This is a genomic window from Armatimonas sp. (assembly GCF_964826245.1).
Genome location: NZ_CBAYMC010000300.1, coordinates 1 through 4,444 on the forward strand (window position 1 = coordinate 1; position 4,444 = coordinate 4,444).

Here is a 4,444-nt window from a genome sequence, read left to right on the forward strand (position 1 = left end):
AGTGCTTTGTGCCGATCTGTACCCAGTCGCCCTGGTTCGGGCCATAGTAGATGCCTTCACGTACGTTTGCCACCACACACCACTGTGGTTGCTCGGCAGTTTCATTTTCCATTATCACCGTGCGCTCCTCGTGAGAGCATAGAGTCGTGCGACGCGCTCGGTGGTGTTGGCTAGCCATGTTGCTGTGTTGTGGACAGACTCGTCGAGCGTGCAGGGGCCGGGGGCGAGGGGGAAAACGGTGGTAATGCCTGCGTCGGTAAGCTGCTGGCCGGTGAGATCACTGCTAAGGCTCCCGACCAGCGCGATCACGGGGACGCCATGCGCTTTGGCGCGTTGGGCAACCCCGGCGACGGCTTTACCACCCAGCGTCTGGCTGTCGAGCCTGCCTTCACCGGTGAGGATGAGATCGGTATTGGTGAGATGAGTTTCGAATCCGATGGCATCCAAAACCAGCTCAATGCCCGGCACAAGACGCGCACCGGGAAAGAGCCAGCGCAGGCCGTAGGCAGCGCCTCCTGCTGCGCCATCACCTGGTTGCTCAGTTAGCCCTAGTTTGTCGCGGAGCTGGCCGAGGCGCCCGTCGAGAAGGACAATGTCTTGCGGCGTTGCGCCTTTCTGTGGCCCAAAGACCGCGCTTGCACCACGTGGGCCCGTCAGGGGATTGTCCACATCACAGGCGATTCGTACATCGTAGCCAAGCTGCTGTGTGTCGCCAAACGCCTCTAAGATTCCCGCGCCACCGTCGTTGGTCGCGGAACCGCCTAGCGTGATCAGAAGCTTTTTCGTGTGCTTGGTCGCTTGCAAGAGAAGCTCCCCGACCCCGTATGTTGTGGTGATTTTTGGATCGCGCTGATCATGCGGGACGAGGCAGAGTCCGGCGGCTTGTGCGAGCTCTACCACGGCAGTGCCATCGGGAAGCAGCCCCCAGGCGGCAAGCACGGGCTCCCCCAGTGGCCCCGTAACCGTCTCTGTAAAACGCTCGGCGCCGGTGGCACTCAGGAGCACATCGAGCGTCCCCTCGCCACCGTCGGCGAGGGGGAGCCCGAGGGGGTTTTCCCGCGGAAAGACGCGCTGCCAGCCCTGGGCCATCGCCGCCGCCACATCCGGGGACGAAAGAGCGCCTTTGAACGAGTCAGGGCAGAGGAGAACGTTCACACCCTCCTCCCTAGCCCCGGGTACCCTCTGGGTGCCAATCCTGGGAGGAGGGAATTTTTATCCCCTCTGGCTCCCCTCTCTTCCCTTCCTCCCAGGATTGGGAGGAAGGGGCTGGGGGTAGGAGGGTCTTGAGAAGGTCTTCGTGCCGTGCGCGGGCGGTGGTGTAGGTTTCGGCGTGGGCGGGGTTGGGCGTGATACGGTGGAGAATCTCGGGGAGGGGGGCGTCTTGGATCGTCCCAAGCCCCAGGAACTCCCGCGCCCAGAGCGCCGCACCACGTGAGCTTGCTTCTTCCTCGCTACTAACTAAGATCGTCTCCCCTAAGACATCGGCGAGGATCTGCTGCCAGTGAGGTGAGGCGAGCAAGCCCGCGCCGGTTCCAATCAGCTCGGCTTCGGGGGCGACGGGGCGCAGGAAGTCACGCAGAGCGGCAAATCGGTAGGCCACGGCTTCTAGGTGCGCTTGGGCGAGGGCATCGGGGGTGGTGGAGGTGGAGATCCCGAGAATCGCCGCGGTGAGATCATCGCGCCAGAGCGGAGCGCGCTCGCCTGCCAGAAACGGGAGCACGGTAAGCCCATGGCTATCGGGTGGCAAGGGCGTTGGATTCTCAGAGAGCTTGAGAGTCTGCTCCAGCCAGGCCCAGACCGAGCCACCGTTGGTCAGGGCACCACCCAAGGCACAGCGACTCAAATCGAGCTGGTAGCGCCAGAGGCCTGGTGGGAGTGCGGGGAGCTTGCCTGCGGGGGGCATGACCCGCATCGCGCCACTCGTGCCGATCATCAGAGCCAGGCGCTCGGGCGTCACAGCTCCACAGCCTAGGTTAGATGCCATGCCATCTCCCACAGGCGGAAACCACGGGAGCTGCGCGAGGTGCCTTGGCAAGAGCGGCGAGCTCTGAGCGGAGACGGGCGCGTCGCAGATTGGGGGCAGAAGCGACTCCCACTCGGGGAGCCAGGCTTGTTTTGTCTGATCCCAGAGCCCCGATGCCGATGCCATGGAGGTAGACTCGCCCGTGGCGCCGACCAGCTTTCTCAGGATATAGGCGGCAGGTGTGAGAAACTGCTGGCACTTTGCGAATAAATCGGGTTGGGCCTCGCGGAGCCAGGTGAGTCTGCCGTAGACAAAGCTGGTGTGCCACGGGCAACCGGTCTGGTTGGGTAGCTCGGGCTGCTGTTCTTTCAGTCGGGCGACATGGCCCGCGCTCCGCCGGTCGTTCCAGAGCAAGACGGGCGTCACGGCATTACGATCGGCATCCACTCCCACGATCGAGTGCCAGAAGCAGCTCAGCCCGACTCCCAGAATCCAGCAGTCTTTAGGGGCTTTCTCGTGGGCCTCAGCGGCGCAGGCCGCGACCTCATGTACGAGAGAGTCTGCATTCAGGGTCGAGCCACCGTCGGGTGTGGTCTGAGGCGTGTGGCTGCGCTGAGAGACTGCGCCTTCAATCGGCTTGCCCGTCTGGGCTTCATACAACCGCGCACGGGTGGAGGAGGTTCCGAGGTCAATGGCAAGAATCGCGTTCAAAGCTGGCGTCCCAGGCCCCTTTCCTTCGCTTTCTCGTAGACCACCGCCGCTACGGCAATGTCTTCTAGTGCGACCCCTAGGGACTTAAAGAGCGTGATGGCATCTGCATCGGGTCGGCCCTTGGCGCGGCCTACCACAACAGCGGCGAGTGGGATGGCCTTTTTCCAGAGAAACTTCCGGCGCTCATGGGCAAAGAGGAGCTCCGCTGCCTCAAATTGGGCCTGTGTGAGGTCGTCTACCGCCACCACTTGCGCACGGGAGACGGCCTCTTCATCTATTTCGCGGGCCGAGAGCCGGTTCGCTCCGACAGCTGCGACAAAGTCTCCGGGGGTAAGCCAGGCTCCCTTCAAGATCGGCTCGTAGGCACTGGTGGCGGTGATGATGACTTTAGCCCCACGCACCGTCGCCTCGGGGCTGTCCATTGAGCTACAACGAATCCCGAGACGCGCCGTCATTGCCTGGCAGAACTTCTGTCGTCGCTGCGGTTGACGGCTATAGACCTGAATCTCACGTAGGTTTGGGAGAGTCGCCACCAGAGCCTCGGCCTGGGTCTCTGCCTGAAACCCTGCACCAAAGAGTGCGGCAACTTGGGTGTCGAGGCGTGCCATGTGCTTGATCGCAAGGCCTGTCGCCGCTCCTGTGCGAATCTGGCCTAGGCGATTTCCTTCAAGATAGGCCAGTAGCTCCCCGGTCTCTGTTGAGAAAAGCTGAACATAGAACTGGATTCCGCTAGAGTAGGACGTATAGGTCTTAGTTCCCATCACACCGAGGGCCGGCAGCGCCGCCGCCATGTGATGGAGAACTCCACTTGACATAAAGATACGCTGACGAGGGAGGTTTTGTGCATCGGCCTGGGCTTGGGCAGTAAAAGCGGTCTCAAGAGCCGCAATGGCATCGGGCATCGTCAGTACCGAGAGCACGTCGTCTTCCGTCAAAAAGAGAGGCATGGAAGAGATTATACCGGGTTGTACCGCTAGGTGACATAGGAACCCCGTGCCAGAAAGCCACCGTCCACGGCGAGGCACTGCCCCGTGATATGGCGCGCGGCAGGGAGGCAGAGAAAGGCTACAGCGGCGGCAATATCTTCCGGTTCCGCAATCCGTCCTAGCGGCGTATTGGCCAGAACGCGTGCCAGCCGCTCTGGGTCGTCGAGCACGGGCTGGGCGAGTGGTGTGCGGGTGTAGAACGGATTGACCGAGTTCACGCGAACCCCTGCACCGGCCCACTCCACGGCCAGATAGCGCGTGAGCTGATCCAGCGCCGCCTTGCTCATGGCATAGGCCACGCCCGTTCCAATCGCTACATTTCCCGCCACGGAGCCAATATTGACAATACAACCTCGGCTCTCTGCAAGCATGGGCTGCGCAGCTTTGCAAAAGCCCAGCGCCGCGGTTAGATTTGTCGTCAGCACGGTCTCGATCTCCGGGTCTGAGAGAGCGAGCGTGGACTTGCGGACGTTCGTCCCAACGTTATTGACCAGAATATCCAGCCCTCCGAGTTTCTCACATGCCGCCGAAATCACCAGCTCCGCTGCGCCATCCTCGGAAATATCGGCGCAAACATCCGCGTTGGTGCGTGCGACAGTAAGCACCGTCGCATCTAGGCCCCGAAGCTCGTCCACCACAGCCGCCCCGATGCCCCGTGTTCCGCCCGTTACCAACGCTCGCTGCCCATCCAATCGCCACCTACTCATAGCGGCTATTCTATCGTCGTTTTTTCACGAAGCGAAACACGAGCCACCCCGCAAGGCGAAGGGGGAGTAGCCATGGA

The 4,444-nt window shown here is 62.0% G+C and carries 4 protein-coding genes; all 4 read right to left on the bottom strand.

Going from position 1 to position 4,444, the window contains the following annotated elements; translation table 11 throughout:
- Positions 1-114: 114 nt before the first annotated feature.
- Genes AC1XOS_RS20110 through AC1XOS_RS20125 form a run of 4 tightly spaced genes read right to left on the bottom strand, consistent with a single transcriptional unit; the run spans position 115 to position 4,367 of the window.
- Positions 115-1,155, bottom strand: coding sequence for a glycerate kinase family protein (locus tag AC1XOS_RS20110; RefSeq protein WP_481963998.1), 1,041 nt, complete (start codon positions 1,153-1,155; stop codon positions 115-117).
- 10 nt (positions 1,156-1,165) lie between these two features.
- Positions 1,166-2,674 (bottom strand): gluconokinase, encoded by a 1,509-nt coding sequence (locus AC1XOS_RS20115; protein WP_481963999.1) that lies wholly within the window; start codon positions 2,672-2,674, stop codon positions 1,166-1,168.
- On the bottom strand, positions 2,671-3,621 hold the full coding sequence (locus tag AC1XOS_RS20120) for an ornithine cyclodeaminase family protein (protein WP_481964000.1): 951 nt from the start codon (positions 3,619-3,621) through the stop codon (positions 2,671-2,673). Before AC1XOS_RS20120 ends, AC1XOS_RS20115 begins: the two co-directional genes overlap by 4 nt.
- 26 nt (positions 3,622-3,647) lie before the next feature.
- Positions 3,648-4,367 carry an SDR family oxidoreductase gene (locus AC1XOS_RS20125; RefSeq protein WP_481964001.1) on the bottom strand — a complete coding sequence of 240 codons (720 nt, stop codon included), beginning with the start codon at positions 4,365-4,367 and terminating at the stop codon, positions 3,648-3,650.
- Between the last annotated feature and the right edge of the window lie 77 nt (positions 4,368-4,444).